The 14476-nt window shown below is 59.8% G+C and carries 14 protein-coding genes and 1 pseudogene; 7 read left to right on the forward strand and 8 right to left on the reverse strand.

Annotated features, from left to right (window positions below):
• Positions 1–132 precede the first annotated feature (132 nt).
• Positions 133–438 carry a hypothetical protein gene (locus tag GSQ76_RS30765; RefSeq protein ID WP_158747889.1) on the forward strand — a complete coding sequence of 102 codons (306 nt, stop codon included), beginning with the start codon at positions 133–135 and terminating at the stop codon, positions 436–438.
• Positions 439–628: 190 nt separating this feature from the next.
• On the opposite strand, the gene GSQ76_RS30770 is transcribed toward GSQ76_RS30765, so the two are convergent.
• From GSQ76_RS30770 to istA, 3 genes are read right to left on the reverse strand one after another with little or no spacing between them, the layout of a single operon-like run.
• Positions 629–973: a DUF5076 domain-containing protein gene (locus tag GSQ76_RS30770; protein ID WP_216851380.1), complete on the reverse strand. Its 345-nt coding sequence runs from the start codon at positions 971–973 to the stop codon at positions 629–631.
• Complete coding sequence (istB, locus tag GSQ76_RS30775) at positions 951–1712, reverse strand: IS21-like element helper ATPase IstB (RefSeq protein WP_174247428.1); 762 nt, start codon at positions 1710–1712, stop codon at positions 951–953. Before istB ends, GSQ76_RS30770 begins: the two co-directional genes overlap by 23 nt.
• 11 nt (positions 1713–1723) lie before the next feature.
• Positions 1724–3262 carry an IS21 family transposase gene (gene istA, locus GSQ76_RS30780; protein WP_158747890.1) on the reverse strand — a complete coding sequence of 513 codons (1539 nt, stop codon included), beginning with the start codon at positions 3260–3262 and terminating at the stop codon, positions 1724–1726.
• Positions 3263–4736: 1474 nt separating this feature from the next.
• Between istA and GSQ76_RS30785 the strand changes: the two genes are divergently transcribed.
• Positions 4737–5102: a hypothetical protein gene (locus GSQ76_RS30785; protein WP_158747891.1), complete on the forward strand. Its 366-nt coding sequence runs from the start codon at positions 4737–4739 to the stop codon at positions 5100–5102.
• 719 nt (positions 5103–5821) lie between these two features.
• Here GSQ76_RS30785 and GSQ76_RS33020 read toward each other — a convergent pair.
• Positions 5822–5935: an SEC-C metal-binding domain-containing protein gene (locus GSQ76_RS33020; protein WP_158747892.1), complete on the reverse strand. Its 114-nt coding sequence runs from the start codon at positions 5933–5935 to the stop codon at positions 5822–5824.
• A gap of 253 nt (positions 5936–6188) precedes the next feature.
• On the opposite strand from GSQ76_RS33020, the gene GSQ76_RS30795 reads away from it, so the two are divergent.
• The 4 genes from GSQ76_RS30795 to GSQ76_RS30810 all read left to right on the forward strand — a co-directional run bounded on the left by GSQ76_RS30795 (position 6189) and on the right by GSQ76_RS30810 (position 9629).
• A complete protein-coding gene (locus GSQ76_RS30795) occupies positions 6189–7010 on the forward strand; it encodes an alpha/beta hydrolase (protein ID WP_256367039.1) in 822 nt (273 codons plus the stop codon).
• 9 nt (positions 7011–7019) lie between these two features.
• Positions 7020–7517, forward strand: a complete 498-nt coding sequence (locus tag GSQ76_RS30800) for a hypothetical protein (protein ID WP_158747894.1) — start codon at positions 7020–7022, stop codon at positions 7515–7517.
• A 994-nt stretch (positions 7518–8511) separates the two neighbouring features.
• The gene (locus GSQ76_RS30805; RefSeq protein ID WP_216851381.1) at positions 8512–9138 is read left to right on the forward strand and encodes a hypothetical protein; all 627 of its coding nucleotides are present in this window, start codon (positions 8512–8514) and stop codon (positions 9136–9138) included.
• 236 nt (positions 9139–9374) lie between these two features.
• Positions 9375–9629, forward strand: coding sequence for a hypothetical protein (locus GSQ76_RS30810; protein ID WP_158747896.1), 255 nt, complete (start codon positions 9375–9377; stop codon positions 9627–9629).
• Between the two features lie 6 nt (positions 9630–9635).
• Here the strand turns inward: GSQ76_RS30810 and GSQ76_RS30815 are convergent, their stop codons facing one another.
• Together GSQ76_RS30815 and GSQ76_RS30820 are read right to left on the reverse strand one after the other, a co-directional pair.
• Positions 9636–10088: a hypothetical protein gene (locus tag GSQ76_RS30815; protein WP_158747897.1), complete on the reverse strand. Its 453-nt coding sequence runs from the start codon at positions 10086–10088 to the stop codon at positions 9636–9638.
• Between the two features lie 17 nt (positions 10089–10105).
• Complete coding sequence (locus GSQ76_RS30820) at positions 10106–10435, reverse strand: low molecular weight protein tyrosine phosphatase family protein (protein WP_158747898.1); 330 nt, start codon at positions 10433–10435, stop codon at positions 10106–10108.
• Between the two features lie 50 nt (positions 10436–10485).
• Here GSQ76_RS30820 and GSQ76_RS30825 point away from each other — a divergent pair.
• Positions 10486–11116, forward strand: a pseudogene (locus GSQ76_RS30825) (NUDIX hydrolase).
• A gap of 1194 nt (positions 11117–12310) precedes the next feature.
• On the opposite strand, the gene GSQ76_RS30830 reads toward GSQ76_RS30825, so the two are convergent.
• Positions 12311–12538 carry a hypothetical protein gene (locus GSQ76_RS30830; protein ID WP_158747899.1) on the reverse strand — a complete coding sequence of 76 codons (228 nt, stop codon included), beginning with the start codon at positions 12536–12538 and terminating at the stop codon, positions 12311–12313.
• A 414-nt stretch (positions 12539–12952) separates the two neighbouring features.
• Positions 12953–14341 (reverse strand): IS66 family transposase, encoded by a 1389-nt coding sequence (gene tnpC / locus GSQ76_RS30835; protein ID WP_158747900.1) that lies wholly within the window; start codon positions 14339–14341, stop codon positions 12953–12955.
• Positions 14342–14476: the final 135 nt, after the last annotated feature.

Raw genomic sequence — 14476 nt, forward strand, 5'->3', positions numbered from 1 at the left:
GCATTCTTCACGTCGGCAAGGTGATGCTTCGGCCAGACCAATGGGATCGCGCCCATTTTCCACACGTGATGAAAGACCCGACCGAAGAGTTGAATAAAAGTTTCCATGAAGAAATGAGGATGGGGCTTTGAGATGAAGATGCTGGCAGTGGACTTCAATGCGCTCGAAGTAGTAGCAGTCAAAGCAAATCGCGAGCAGCGTTACAAAGACGCTCTTCGTATCTACCTGTTCATGAGTGATGGTGACCCAACGCTGGATGGCGGTTACCTCGCAGAACGCATCGCTAAATGCTACGAAGCGCTGAACGATGTTCCTGCGGCACGATATTGGTATGGTCGCGCTTTTCAGGAGAACCCAGAAGCTCGGCCCGAGAGCATCGCGGCGGTCAGGCGGCTGGGGATCGAGAGCTACGAGGACCTACTGGCGCTAGCAGGATAGGTTTTGGAGGTAAGGCTGAGCAGGACGGCTGCGATGAACACGGATCATATTGGGCTCCCTGCGACATCTCCGGTCTCTACTCTACGGCCGATGAGGCCGAGCATGCAGCCAGACGGGATGTTCTGTGGTATCGGGACGAGGCTCGGGCAAGCAATCTCAGACCTTCGAGGAAATAGAGCCAATGAATGGCTTATAGCCTTTTAGGAACGTCAGTCGGCCTAAGAATTTCCGCTTCGAACAGTCCCATGATGCTGTTTAACGCATCCTCTTTATTGATGCCCTCCTCATCATAGGCGTTTGCGGCATGGCGGGCTATATCGACAAGAAGTAATCCCCAAGCTCCCGGATCACGCCAAGTGGTCTTGAGCACGAGTTGCTGAGCTTCTGCGCATTCCGACGATTGCAGCCATCGATACCGATTGAAACCAGCCACCTGTTCCGATCGAAGCCAGCCGGGTATTTCGATGATCCCAGCCGGATAGCAGCGCGTGTCGCGAGCGGGTGAAGTTGGGCTACGTGTCGGCGCCTTCGTCAAGCTTGGCTTTGGCGGCGCGTAGCTTTCGCATGCTTTCTCCCTTCAGTTCGATGCGGTTTGCGCCATGCACCAAGCGGTCGAGCACGGCGTCGGCAATGGTCGGGTTTCCGATGTGCTCGTGCCAGAGTTCGACCGGCACCTGGCTGGTCACGATGGTGGACGCCCTGTCGTGCCGGTCATCGACGATCTCCATCAGGTCACGGCGTTGCTCGGCCGTCAGCGGCGTAATGGCCCAGTCGTCCAGGATGAGCACCTGCACCCGTGCCAGGCTCTTCAGCATACGGGCATAGCGTCCGTCACCACGAGCAATGCCGAGTGCCTCCAGCAATCGCGGCACCCGCTGATACAGCACAGAGCGGTTGTCGCGACAGGCCCGATGCCCGAGGGCACACGACAACCAAGTCTTGCCCGTGCCGGTTGGCCCAGTGACGAGCAAATCCTGGTGGCGCTCGATCCATTCGCCGCCTGTCAGCTTCTGGAACAGCGCACGGTCGAGACCCCGGGCGGCGCGATGATCGACGTCCTCCGGCGTGGCCTGCTGGCGCAGCCCGGCGAACCGCAACCTGGTGGCCAGCCGCCTGGTGTCGCGCTCCAGCGCCTCCCGCTCGACCAGCATGGCCAGCCGGTCCTCAAAGCCGAGATCAACAGCATCGGCGTGCCGCCGCTGCTCCTCGAGAGCCCTGGCCATGCCGGTGAGGCCGAGCTCGCGCAGGCGGTCTGTCGTCGGGTGGGTCAGCAATGAAGGTCTCCTCAATGATAGTAGCCGCTGCCGCGGATATTCTCGTGCTGGACTGGCAGCTCGTCGGGCACGGGTTCGGGGCGGTAGGCCCGGTCGAGGCCATTGCGCAGGATCGAGTTCACCGAGCCGTAGGTCTGGGCGCCGATGTCCATGCCGCGCTGGCAAGCCGCCTCAAGCCGCTCGGGGCCGTAGCCGCGGACCAGGCGCAGGATCCCCAAACACGCCCGGAAGCCCTGCTCGGGATGCGGCTTGGCGGTCAGGATCCGCTCCACCAGGGCAATGGTCGACGGGCCGATCGCCTGGGCCTCGCGCAGCAACCGGGTCGGTGTCCACTCGGCGTGGCGGCGGTGCGCGCTCGGCATGTGCTCGGGAATCGTGGTGTGCCGGTGCTGCCGCGGGTCGCGCACGTGGCAGGCCACCCGGTCGTTCTTGTGAAATAGTTCGATTGTCTGGTCGGTGATCCGCGCCTCGACCGCCTCACGCATCAGCCGATAGGGCACCGAGTAGAAGTGGCCATAGACCTGGACGTGATAATCCAGACCCGCCCGACAGCGCCGCCACTCCGCGTAGTCATACGGCGTCTGCGGCATTGGCAGCAGGGCCTCACGCTCGATCGCCTCGAACAGTGCACGGCGGCTGGTGCCGAGATGGCGCATGGGTCGGTTGTTCAAGTCGGCGATCAACTCGCGGATCGCACCGTTCAACTCCGCCAGGGAGAAGAACCGCCGGTGGCGCAGCCGGGCCAACACCCAGCGTTGCACAACCTGAACTCCAACCTCGACTTTGGCTTTGTCGCGCGGCTTGCGCACCCGGGCTGGCAGGATCGCGGTGCCATAATGGGTCGCCATGTCCTGATACGTGCGGCTGATCCCTGGCTCGTAGCGGCTGGCCGCGGTGACGCCAGCTTTGAGGTTGTCGCAGACAATCTGCCGCGCCACTCCGCCAAAGCTGACGAACGCGCCGACGTGGCAGCCGATCCAGTCCGGGAGCGACTGCGTCCAGCGGGCCTCGGCGTAAGTGAGGTTGGAGGCGCCCAGCACCGCGACGAACACTTGCGCGCGCCTGACCTCTCCCGTGGCGTTGTCCACCACCTCGGCCGTTTGCCCGGCATAGTCGACGAACATCCGCTCCCCGGCCGGGTGCGTCTGGCGCATGGTTGGCGACAGGCGACCGCGCCAATCGCGCGCGAGGTCGCAAAACCGGCTGTAACCATACCCATCCGGTTGCCCGGCCCGATACTCCTCCCACAGCAGGAGGAGGGTCACGCCAGGCTTGCGAAGCTCGGCGTGCATACGGGGCCAATCCGGCTGCGGCCGTGTCGCTTCGGACGTGAACGGCGGCGTGAACAGCTTGCGCTCCAACGCCGTGTCATCGAGCGCCTCCGGCACCGGCCAGGTAATGCCGACCACGGCGGCCCGGCGCAGGTATTCGGCAACCGTGTAGCGGCTGACGCCGACCATGGCCGCGATCTGGTGGCCGCTATGGCCGCAGACGTATTTGAGGCGAAGGACTTCTCGAACCTGACGCATTGGCAGTCTCTGGCCTGGCATGGCGCTCCCCGGGATTGCTGGAGAGACACCGTGCCGTCGGTGAATGACTGCTCGCGAACCGCGCCGCCGCCCGCCCCCTCAGGGGTGGCTGGAATGCATCGGAATCACCGGCTGGCTTCCGTCGGAATCACCGGCTGGAATGGATCGGAATCAGCGGCTGGTTTGCGTCGGAATACGCAGCTTCTCCCGGAACCGCCCAAACCCTCAGCACTTCGACTGCCGAGGGGTCTCTTGCATTTGGCGGCAGTTCCAACTCGTGAGGGTTAGAGCCAGCAGATGCCGTCTGTCCCTTGGCTCGACGACCAGAGGAGACGGCTGCTACAACCCCCAATAGGATGGTGCCGGTTGCCGTCCTGATCCAAGCTCGCTTCTTAATGGCCACCAAGGACGCAATCTCCGTCTAGTGCCCGGCATAGCCGGCTGATCGGCAAGGCGGGAACGCCTGAGCAATATCGTGCGCACAAGTTAAGATTTTCAGAGTATTCTTGTCTTACAAGGAGATCGCCTTCCTCAAGCGGCATGCTAGCATGGAGGCCCGATGGGGAACTCGAAATCTGGCTCAACGAGCAGGGCCGTGACCAGTTGGTGCGGGAACTGATGGCGTTGAGCGAGACAAGTGAACACTTTCATCTGGCCTCCTTCGACGGAGCCGAGGTCAAGGTAAGCGGACGGCCCTACCGCGCCACCGACAGCATTCTTCACGTCGGCAAGGTGATGCTTCGGCCAGACCAATGGAATCGCACTCACTTCCCTTATTCGATACAAGACTCGGCCGACGAGGGGCCGTAGAGTTGCACCGAGTGTGTGGCATCAGACTGTTGAGGGTTCCTCGAAAGCCGGGTTCGATGCTACACGCCGCAGCCGCGGCATCGGCACCAAGAAGCAAGGCCACGGGCGCGACAACCGCTTTGTAATTCCGGCGATACGCCATGCCGAGCGGAGTTGGGTAGAGCAGTTAGGTCCGCACCGAGAGGAGCGACGCTTCGTGCGAGGACGCGAAGTGCTGTTTCTCGTTGAGGAGAACAGCGGCGGAGGCATCCACGCCTGCTCTGTCGAGGACATTTCGCACGTCCTTGCCAATACACTTCCGGACGACTGGCGTGGTCTCAGCACATTTCTGCTGCGTCAGCCCACCCGGAAACAGCGTTTGATCAGGCCAGCATGGGGCCGGCTGTGTTATTCAGCCGAACTTGGACTGCCCGGACAGAAAGCTATTCGAGTCGGCGCGGTGCTCGTATTAGAGGCTCCTAATTGTGACGCGGAATTGGAGTGGCCGCTACGCTGTCTCCACAAGATCATGCGGAGTTAGACCGGCTGCGTCTGGGAGGGACGATCATAGATCATTCTCTGAAGCCTATTTCTCACGCCCTACGAGGAAAGTGAAGCGTATGCGCACAGATACGCGGCGGCCCGAAAGGAACATCTGGCGAAGCTTGGGATCAGCCTGCAACTTCATGATAAGGAGAAAGTTCTAATGCGACCTTCGGTTTATTGGATTGACATGCATGGTCAGCAGCCCATACCGCAGGTCCACGACAAGTATGCCGGCCGTCTCGCGATCATGGCGCGGCCCCGTGCTGGCGACTGGCTTGAGGACGAAGTGGTGGGGTGGAAAGCCGAGGGAGTCGACACCGTGGTCAGCCTCCTTGAGCGTGACGAGGTGGAGGAACTTGGCTTGGGCTTAGAGGCCACGCTGTGTGCGCAGCAAGGCATGGAGTTCATTTCCTTCCCTATCGCAGATCGCGGGGTGCCGGCGTCGGCCTCCGCTACCGCGATCCTAGCGGATACGCTTTTGAGCAAGCTCCCGGCTTTTGCGGATTGCCAGATGCCAATGGAATAGGCAAAAGGTGGATAACTATCTTCACCAAGCACGTACAAGACATAGCATCCATACTTCTCGATGTCCGAAATCGCCTTCTCTTCCATCTCGATTTCGTTCATGGAATGGCGCTTTCATATGGCTCGGTGCTGATGGAAGCTTTACATAGGTATCGTTAACAATCCGTCTTGGACGTAGCTCTAGAACCAGTTCGAGCCGGAAGCATTATCGGGAGTGCCTCATGCCGGCGCGGTTTGGCTTTTCCTGTCTTCTGCCGACGCCTTTCAGCCCGCTCCCCCGGCGATGCCATAAGCCTCTTCCAGACCCTATCGCTGTTTACATCGCGCTGGAAAACCATCTTCGATCATTGGACGCGTTCAAGACGCCAGAGGACTTCTTGAATGGTTTAGGCCCGTTATCTAGCGGTTACGGGTCAATGGCGGGATTCCTCCGCATAAGCGCCTCGCAGTCCTTCCAAGTCGCGGAAGTGCCCACTGTGCTCGTGCCGGTCATTTCTCAGGCACTAGAGAACCAGCGGGTTCCCTTCAGTATGATCGAGCATCGCGCGCCCGCAGAGACCCGGCTTTGGGTCAACTTTGAGAGCTTCGGCTTTATTTGCGGAGCCGCTTGAGCGACGTGGTCGTGACAACGAGTGTTCCGTCGTGCCTTGCGTCCGGAATAGAGAGGGCGTCCCTCCCTACTCCCGTCGACACTCGTTTCTGAACGTTGCGCTGTAAGTGTCACGTTGGATGCCACACGCCTTCAAACCTACGCCCTGATCCGCATACGCAGGGATCATTGCGGCCGAGCCTCTCGATCAGTTCCTTGTCGCCGTGAACAAACCCGCAAATCACGCTTGACGCTGGTCTCCGAGTTCAAAGCCTTAAAGCCCCGAAGCCGTCCCGCTTAGAACAGCTTATCGGCACTACGATGCGGTCCATGTCATGGCGTGCCTAGCCCACCGCCCGGCGGCAGAGTATCACACGGGGCAAACTGTGAGGCGATGCCTTGAACATGGCGATTTCGCCACCCCGCCTCCTCACCGCTCTCGCCATTTTGGCAATCGTCCTCGGCGTAGGTCTCTGCGCCGCAGTAGTTGCCGTAGGCATGCTGCTGTCTGCGCCAGCGCCAGCGCCTGCGACGATTGGGCCGCCGCCAGCCGATCTGGTCGGTGCTGAGACGGTTGAGATACCCTCTGCCTCCGGCTCCAGACTGCACGGCTGGTGGGTCCCAATTACAAACAGCCAAGGGACAGTCGTGCTGATGCATGGCGTGCGAGCCAATCGGCTAGAAATGGTCGCCCGCGCCCACGTGCTCCACGACCATGGCTACTCGGTCTTGCTCTTTGACTTCCAAGCCCATGGCGAGAGTCCCGGCCGTCGGATTACCTTCGGCAAGCTGGAGGCACTAGACGCTGTGGCTGCGGTCGGCTTCGCACGCCACCGCCGGCCCGGCGACCGAGTGGGCGTCATTGGTGTCTCTCTAGGCGGAGCCGCAACACTGCTCGGGCCGCAGCCGTTGGCGGTGGATGCTCTGGTGCTGGAATCGGTCTACCCCGACATCGACAGGGCGCTCTCAAACCGTCTCCGGGCGAACCTCGGCCGGATTGCTGGCGCGGTGTTCACGCCCATCCTGACCCCAGCATTCAAGCTGCTACTCCCGCCCATCCTCGGTGCGACGCCCAGCGAACTTCGTCCCATCGACCACATCGCACAGGCAGGAGTGCCGATCCTGATCGCGTCGGGCACTGTGGATACCTACACGCCGCTCAGCGAGGCCAAGGCGCTATTCGACAGGGCCGCAGAGCCGAGGCAGTTCTGGGCCGTCGAAGGCGCAGCACATGTCGATCTGGAGCAATACGATCCGGCTCGGTATTGGTCGGTCGTGCTGCCGTTCCTCGATAGGCATGTGAAGGAAGCACATCGGTGATGGAGCCTGATGACGCTGCCCTTACCGCATCACGCGGATGCCCGCTTTACCGGCTTCACCACGATGCGTGTCTTGGCTTCTTCGGAAAGTGGGCGGAGTAAGGCTGCTACGCTGCCCCCAATCCTCAATACAGGCGATGATGTCGGGAATAACTCTCCATGGATGCTCTGGTCTTCCCGTCGTCTGGTCGGGGTAACGCTCCATACTCCGTCGCAAGAGTGGAAGAGCGCAGTCACCGTCACCATCCATTGCCCGCATGATGGCGCGCTCCACCCACGGGTGCGGCGTATTATTTTCTTCTCCAGTGGAGAAACGGGGATCGAACTGAAACGGCTCTTCCGGGTCAGCCATGATGCATCGACGAACGCCATCGTCTATGGCGATTTCCTGTCGGAAGTCGCGCACAACATCGTCCAGCCCGCCTCGCAGCCACGGCCTGAGTTCAATGGCATGGGTGAGAGACACTATGCGCCGGAGCATACACCACGGCGGCTGGAGCGCCTGTAGCCGGTAAACGCCGGGTGAGGATGTGCGATCTACGTGTATTCCTCTTAGATAAGGCCCTTCGATGGAGCGGCAGACAACGCGGTGGCCCACGACGAAGCGCAACTCGATGTCGGGCATTTTGGTGATCGCTCGCACCACTTTCTCGACAGTGAGCGCTCGTCCATCCTGCTTTGGCAGTTTTGGTCATTGCCCCTAAGGTCCCTCCCCCCAAGCATCACCAACGAAGCATCTTTTATTCCTTGCGAGGCTGCAATCCTCGCCATTCGGACCGTCCGGCTTCTCCCAACCATGAGTCCAATACTGACCTGATGAAGATGTTCCGGAACGTCGCGCCGCTGGGAGAGCCCACCGAAAAATAAAGCTGCTTTATTATTGGCCGAGCTTCTGGTGCGCACAGGGTACGATCACCCCTACCTCGGCAAGCACCATCCATGACCCATTTTCAGCCGAATGCCAGCCAAAGTTGTTCCGGGCGTGAAGGGGGCAACACCCGTGCGTCTGGAGCTACCCGGTTTGACATGGAGCGACTGGGCATTCCGTGACCAAGCCGTTTGGCGGCATCATCAAGGACCCGGCTCCAACTTGATCCGGGGGTCATCCAGTTTGACGTGAAATGCCGGTAGACGCGACTTTCTCCCCAATCTGGCCCGGCTTCCAAGAGTTCGCGCACGACCCGCTGGCACAGCCGTATACCGATATGACCTCACCCCTCCCCCTTTCACAGGCAAACCGGTGGGGATAGAAGCGCACTACAAGGGATAGGTCGCTTGAGAGCTACTGCCCGTCTTTGCGAAGGCTAGGAGAACCACCTTGTCCGTCTGGCTATGATATCAGCCCGCTGCTGCCATCCCGCCGCTAAGCAAGTGCTTCAAAGGTGAGGTTCTTCTCGTTCATAACCTTTGTCGTGCTGGCATTCTGGTTCACTCGTGCTCGCCACCACAAAGCTCGGAAAGCAATCTGGTTTCTGATTGGCGCGTGCCTTGGCCCATACGTCTTGGATAGCACCTCTCTTCTTAGCCAAATTAGCGTGCTCATGTCGTCCAGCGAGAACAACGATCAGATCGAAGTTCCATCTGTAGCTCCGAACCTTTTCATGCCGGATGGAATGTCCATCGAATATCCGGCCGGCGTTCGCATCCTTATTACTCGGCCGGAGTGGGGAAGGCCGCTACATGATATTACTTTGTACTACCCGGCAGAGGGTGGTGATCTGCATTTCTACTGCTCCATGTCTTCGGATACTTACGACGAAGTGAGTTTGTACTTTCGCTCTAAAGGTAGTCAGGCGACAGCACTACGGGTGGATTTCATGGATCAGCATCGACAATTCCCAGCATCAATGCTGGCTTCCACGTCCTCTACCGCTGCGCCTTTGCGGCTTTTAAGCGTCAAAGGCGACGGCGCGAGGGAGTTGGTTCGGTTCCTTTCGAGTCTTCCTTTCCCCGGCATCGTCAACTTGTCCATCTTGGATCAGGATAAGGAAGAGCCCGTCCTCCGTCTTTTTACGACGGGCACTGTCACTCCAAAGTCCGACCCTCGGCACGCCCAGTTCCCGCAACCCCAGAGCAATCCGCTAGCGGTGATGGCGACGTTCTGCGGACAACCCAAAGGGGCAGGATAATTGATTGGTTGGAGAACCTCTGACATCGGCCGTAGCACCAAACCGGTGTGGCTTTGATATATGAAAATCTCGTTGGCCTCACACGTTCACCATTTTCAACCACGCGTGACGCAGCGAACTCTCAGAGCCACTTCGGCTTATGACCATAGAGGGAGTCAGGCTCTCTCCTCTGAAACTCGGGGCCGCGATCAAAATGGTCGTGCCCCGTCTTCCCCCTACCCTCTGGGAGCCGAACGATGACGACCCACGCTGATCCGGCAGGCCATCCACTCGGCGCACGGGTTCATCCCGACACCCACGATATGCTCCATCGCGACGCGCGAGCCCAAGTTTTCAAAGATAAGGGCGCTGCGGTCGTCGCTGAAGTGCCGGGTTGGTATCTCGACAATGATGGACAGCCGATCATCACCCCGGACGACGACAAGGTCAAAGTGCGCGCCGTGGCCGCACTGAATGCATTGAAGCGAGGCTTCGATCCGGCCGGCACATGAACGGTGCTACCGGCGATATCGCTGGTTGGCAACGATGCCGTAACTAACCGCTGCACCACCCGAAATCACCATGCCACTCCCAATGCTTCGAACCACATTGGTGATGGCATCGTGGAAAGTGGGCTCTGGCTCAGGCGCGGGTTGTGGCGCTGCCAACTGTACGACGATCTGCTGCGGCTCGTGCGACTGCCGCGCTAGATAGTAGGACAGTTCATCGAGACGCTCGTGGAGGCGCATCTGGCAGATGCTTGAGCGACGATGGCCTGATGTGCGGGTAAGTGATGTCGGTGAGGCTATGCCGTCGCTTACGATCAGCACCGACTTGACTTTAGCTTTGGCAGGAAAAAGACGAGGATTGGAACGGGCGAGGATCATCGTGCCGCCACAGCGTCGCGCCATCAATGAGGAGGAAGAAGAGAGCGTCATTGCGACGATGTCATTTGTTTTCTGAAGAGACAACGGGAAGGAGGCTCCCCTCATACCACGGGCAAGTGTCGGCCCACCTTCGCCTCAAGGATGCGAACCAGTTCGGGGTCCATGAACTGGTAGTTGTCGGGGACATCGAGACACACTACCCGCCTGCCCTTGAGTGATGCCCGGAACCGATGCTGCACTTTGGCCTTGTGTGACTTCTCCATGACGAAGATCACGTCAGCCCATTCAACCAAGTCCTGCGTCAGCGGGGTCTCCGCGTCGTGGTTTGTGCCGGCCGATGCCAATTCAAGATCGGCGCGACCGGAGAAGACCGCCTCCGCAGTGGGGCTGCGCAGCCGATCTCTGCTACACACGAACAAGACTTTCTTCAAATACACACTCTGCACCGCTTCAACGTTCGATACACCGAGGACCTGACCTGATGGCCGAGCCCGATTGGCTGACATGGACCCGCGAGCTTCAAGCCATCGCCCAGACCGGCCTCGCCTTCGTTCGCGACCCGTATGACCGGGAGCGCTATGAGATGCTCCGGGCTCTCGCGTCAAAGATCATGGCCGCTCATACATCCACCCCAGCCGAGCGCATAGAGGCGCTGTTCGCCGGGGAGACCGGCTACGCAACCCCCAAAGGTGGACGTGCGGGGTGCCGCATTTGACGCACAAGGCCGCATCCTGATGGTCAGGGAGGTCATGGATGGCGGTCGCTGGACCCTGCCCGGCGGATGGGCCGACGTGAACCTCACGACCGCCGAGAACGTCATCAAGGAGATGCGGGAGGAGAGCGGGTTCGAGGTGAACGTCCGCAAGCTTGCCGCCGTCTGGGATCGAACCCGGTAGGGGCACCCAAATGGCACGTTCTCATGCTGCAAGTTCTTCTTCGTCTGCGACATCGTCGGCGGATCGGCCAGCACGAGCTTGGAGACATCAGAAGTGGGGTGGTTTGTGGAAGATGGGTTGCCGGAGGACATCTCCCTCGGGCGGGTGCTGCCGAATCAGCTTCGACGCATGTTCGTCCACAATCGGGATATCGCTCTGCCGACTGAGTTTGACTGATGTGGAAGAAAGAGGCTGTTTCAGGGATGAGTAGGGTCCGATCCTCCAGAAGGACGCTCTGCAATGGCGCTCTATCCGTTGTGACGGCAGTGACGCTCTGTACGTCCGCCCTAGCCGAAGATGTTTCCAAAAGTCAGATTGACGTGGAGCACCTGCGTGAGGACACCTCAACCCAAACCATCCGTCAATGTCGTATTATAGCCGCCCACGCCAATATGGGAGCAAAGCACCTACACGCGATCAATCTGGTGGCGCACGGTGCGAACGTAGACCTCTACAATGACGGCCATTCCGAGAACGTGACTGCAGGTGACCAAGGCACGGCACACGGCCCTGTCTTATTGGATGCCAAGAGCCCGATGATCGAAAATAGATTCCGTGACGACTACAACGAGGCAGCCCGGTGGACCTACGAACTATCGGTTTTGAGCATTGGAGATCGCATCTGGACAGCGGCATGGGATGAAGGAGTGAACGACGATCTCGCCGCGCTGAAGGCGGCTACAGATGGGCGGGCAGTATGCCTATTCCAAACACATTGGCTATGCCCTACCCCGCTATTGGTGCGTCGGGCAGTCGCGGCAAAGGTCAGCGAATACCAAGACCTTCTCATGGGAGGGGGCAAAACACCGCCTACGGGCAACGTTACATCCAGCGCAGTCCAGTTGCCGGCCGCCCTGTCACCCTCGGACGGATGGGCGCTTGGCTCAACCTCATGGCGTGTTGACTTAACAAACTCAGACCATCCGGTGACCGTTGCTCAAGTCGAGTTTGCTTCTAGCGCTGGCCGGGGAATGGATTTCACTGACCTTGGTCTGATAGAAGGAGCTACGGTCTCAAAATTAGCCTTCAACGAAGTGCCGTCGCTCAGCCTTATAGCACCGTTTTCAAATGAAGCCGACAACCTCCGGGGTCCCGGCTGGAATGCCTCACCGGTGATAGGCTCTGATCACCGGGCTTATTTGCTACTCACTAATTCTGCGCCCAACAGGATAGATCGGGTTACCGCTCTATTTTCGATCTCAAACGGGACGAACCGACTACTGGCGCGGCTTGTATGGCGCATACGTAACGAACTTGTCGCTCCTCGCCTAGCGCATTAACCAACCATACACTGGTGCCGTTCATATTAGACCTGCTTTGGCAAACGTCACGGCGCGGAGATAGCTCAGTGGTAGAGCATTTGCTCGCAACCTAGCTGATGCAGGCGATCCCGGCATCCGTGAGCCTCACTCGCCAAGGACGCAGGTCATCATCGCCCGACAATTCCTCTTCCTCGACCAGCATAGAGCCCTCGTCTAGCAGATCGTTGATGATGTCGCTGTGTGCGCCGGCAGCAGGTGCCCACGACCCATCGAGCGGCAGCGATTGCAGCGCCTCTATCACGATGGCAGGGAGTTGGCGGTGCATCATAGCTAACACTTGGGGCATCCTTCGGCAGGTGAGCTTGCTTCTTCCACGTGACCGGCGCGTGTCAAATGACCGTTGTGTCACAGCAGGCTGGGATAGTTGCCGGCCACCAATCTTGCGATTGCGCCGGCTTTCTGCGTTGTTGACCCGACTATCGGAAATCCCGGGTTGGTTCGCCTTCGACTGAGAGGTAGTGAGAAGACGTTAATCAAGTATCGTTAATGCAGGGTTACTGATGGTGAAGAGGACAGCATCGCATACGAGCGCAAAGCCTCGATGGACTGGATTGCTTTAGGGCTGTGTTGAAGCAATACGACTCAGTCAGCCCCGAGGCTCGTATGTTCGAGTTGGAAACGGACGAAGCTTGGGATCAGACCGGATCAAACACTGAAAGGTCAATACGACCATCTTATTTGGGGTATCTGCTCAACCCGGTCCGAGCACGGACAGGCCTGAGAGGGTCATGAGCACGGCCTGATATGCGTCGATGCCCCGACTTGCGGCGGTGCCGATGACGGAACGGAAGGCAGCGAACAAGTCTTTGCCCCAGTCAGAGCGGAAACCCCCGGTGACCTTGCGGTAGGTGGCCGTTGGCCGCAGTTCGCGCTCACTTCCGTTGTTGTCGGCCCCGACTTCGGGATGGTCGAGGAAGGTGAACAGGTGGGCTCGGACCTTTCCGTATCGTTTCCGCAATCGTTGGCCGTCGCGTTGCGTGGGCGCCAGCGTCATCACCGCGTCGAGGTCTCGCTCAAGCCGCTGGCGATACTGACGGCGGGTGCTGGCAGCCAGACGGTGCCGCCGCCGGGCCAGCACGAACGCGCGCAGCAGCAGCGCCCTCATGCGCGGCGCAAAGATCTTGTCCCCTGCCTCAATGGCGAACTTGCAGTCGCGGAGTTGATGCGCCAGGCAAATCTGCCAGTCCGCAGCGTGCCCCTGCTGCGCGCTGTAGAGATCTGAGACCCAGATCGCCGGACGATGGCCATGCATCACCTCGCTGACGACGGCGGCGCCACGGCTATGGCGGATGACATGGATCACCACCTCGCCGTTCTGAAATACCCAATCCCAACAGGTCTTTCCGGCGACGCGCACGGACGTCTCATCGGAACAGACCACCCGGGACCGCCGCAGCCGCGCAAGGATGGCGCTGACCTCGGCATCGAAGCACGGTATAGCGCGGCGGAATGCGGCATCCAAGGCGCCTTCACTGATGGCGAGGCTGAACAGTTCGGCCATCAGGCGGCTCAGGCGGCGATAGCTGATCGCGTGAGTGAAACGCAGATAGATTGCCAGCGCCACGATGTTGCGGCTGAACGGAGAGCCTGGCTCCAGCCCGTCCGGCAACGGCGCCAGCGTAGTGCCGCCGCATTCCCGGCAGTGCCCGGCATATTGCTCCACGCGCGTCACCACAGGCTTGACCTTTGGCAGGTCGAACTTGTCATAGCGAGCGCTCAGCGTTTGATCGTCGTGATGGAATGCAGCCCGGCAGCGGGCGCAGCACATCGGACGTGCGATCATCGTCTCGTCGGGGTGCTCCACCAACATGCGCCCGCCACCCTTGCGTCCCAGGCTGCCCTTGCGCGGCCCTTCAGGCTTGGGGTTGTCCGCGTGGTTGGGCTTCTTGCCCTGCGAGGGCGGCATCGACGAGTTGTCCGGTGTCTTCGGTGGCTCACCCAGCTTGGCCTCAAGCTGGGCTACTCGTGCTGCTAGTGTTTCGACCTGGGCCGTCAGCATCTGAACTTGCGTCCAGAGCGCGCGGATTAGCGCATCCTTCTCGTTATGCGACAGGCAGGTAAGGTCGGGAAGCTCGATCACCCGAAGCTTGAATCGTGGCCGTCGTGGTCACGTCAACCGCTTCTCGACTCAGCGGCCTTCAAGCCGTCAAGTGGGGGAGATGAGCAGATACTATTTGGGAAGTAGTCATCTTTACCACCCACTAATTTACTGTCT

Origin of the sequence: Acidisphaera sp. L21 (assembly GCF_009765685.1) — a bacterium.
Taxonomy (GTDB): Bacteria; Pseudomonadota; Alphaproteobacteria; order Acetobacterales; family Acetobacteraceae; genus LMUY01.